This is a genomic window from Bradyrhizobium sp. SRS-191 (assembly GCF_024586915.1).
Taxonomy (GTDB): Bacteria; Pseudomonadota; Alphaproteobacteria; order Rhizobiales; family Xanthobacteraceae; genus Bradyrhizobium.
On sequence record NZ_JANBVS010000079.1, the window covers coordinates 1 to 1,377 of the forward strand.

Below are 1,377 nucleotides of genomic sequence, written 5' to 3' on the forward strand. Positions count from 1 at the left end.
ACCCGGCCCTCCCTGCGCGATGGGTTTAACGTCTGCTCCGCGCTCTCCCCGGGGACCGGCTTGTTTGCCCCCGTCACCTCGTGACACGTCATGTCATCGAGGCTTGGCGCCAGCATCGGGGCGCCAGGACCACACGGCTTGACCGTCCGCGGGCTTGCCAATCGTCCAGCGCATCAGCACCTGACAGGCCCGCGGCCACCGCTCCCCGCCTCTCCGTATCGTGACGACGCGTACGTCCCTCTGCATGAGGACGGGATAGAGGGAGGAGAACATAATTTCGTCGAAAACGAAACAAGAAAATTTTTTCGCGAGCATCTGGACAGAGGTGATGATGTTGAAGCGCTGCAGTAATTTCGCTTTGCGCGCAGGATGAATTTGAGCCGGCGTCGCTGCGGCAAACCCGAGAACGTATCTCAATGATCATCCAATCCACTTGATTTGCCCGCCGGAGCGCCGTCAATCTGATCCACCGGACCTCTCGCCCCGTTCCCTCGTTGACACCAACCAACGGCGCAGCCGCCATGACCGAGCCGACACCACCGAGGAGACGCCGCATGCTGATCTGGGTCGCAGGCGCCACGGTGCTCGTCCTCGCCGGGGCCGCCATTGCCGCGGGGCCGCTCATGAGCCGGGTCGAACAACCGAAATACGACGTCGTCAGCCGCGAGGGCGACTACGAGATTCGCGCCTATGCGCCGATGATCATCGCGCAGGCCGAGGTCCAGGGCGCGCGCAGGCCTGCGATCGAGGAAGGTTTTCGCATCGTCGGCGGCTACATATTCGGCGCCAACCAGGGCAAGGCCAAGATCGCGATGACGGCGCCGGTGCAGCAGCAGGCGGCGACGCCGCCGGCGGCGGGCAACGAGACCGGCAGCGACCGCTGGAGCGTGAGCTTCGTGATGCCGTCGAGCTGGTCGCTGGAGTCACTACCGCCTCCGGCTGACAGCAGGATCAAGCTGACGTCCGTCCCGGCACAGCGCATGCTCGCGCTGACTTTCTCAGGCTCCTACTCCGACGGCATCCTCGCCGAAAAGACCCGCGAGTTGCGCGACTACGCGCAGCGGAAGGGTCTGACCGTGACCGGCGCACCGCTGCTCGCGTTCTACAACCCGCCCTGGACCTTGCCGATGCTGCGGCGGAACGAGGTGATGCTGGCGTGCAGTTGTTAGCCCGGCGTAGTTGTTAGCGCGGCTTTCTCCCAGACGAGGGTCCGCTCCCTCTCCCCGTTCTTCACGGGGGCGCGACGAGCTCCGCTCGCGCTGAGAGGGTTGGGGTGAGGGGCATCCGCACGGGAAGTATTGCTTTTTCATCAGAAGATTCTTGCATCCGCCTGGAAGCGAGCGTGCCCGTCCGATGGACCTGGTATCAGGGCCACCG

Annotated in this window: 2 protein-coding genes; one reads left to right on the top strand and one right to left on the bottom strand. The window is 64.5% G+C overall.

Going from position 1 to position 1,377, the window contains the following annotated elements; translation table 11 throughout:
* Window positions 1-93: 93 nt before the first annotated feature.
* Window positions 94-417, bottom strand: coding sequence for a hypothetical protein (locus NLR35_RS34130; protein WP_257170923.1), 324 nt, complete (start codon window positions 415-417; stop codon window positions 94-96).
* A gap of 137 nt (window positions 418-554) precedes the next feature.
* On the opposite strand from NLR35_RS34130, the gene NLR35_RS34135 reads away from it, so the two are divergent.
* Window positions 555-1,169 carry a heme-binding protein gene (locus NLR35_RS34135; protein ID WP_257170924.1) on the top strand — a complete coding sequence of 205 codons (615 nt, stop codon included), beginning with the start codon at window positions 555-557 and terminating at the stop codon, window positions 1,167-1,169.
* The last annotated feature ends 208 nt before the right edge of the window (window positions 1,170-1,377 follow it).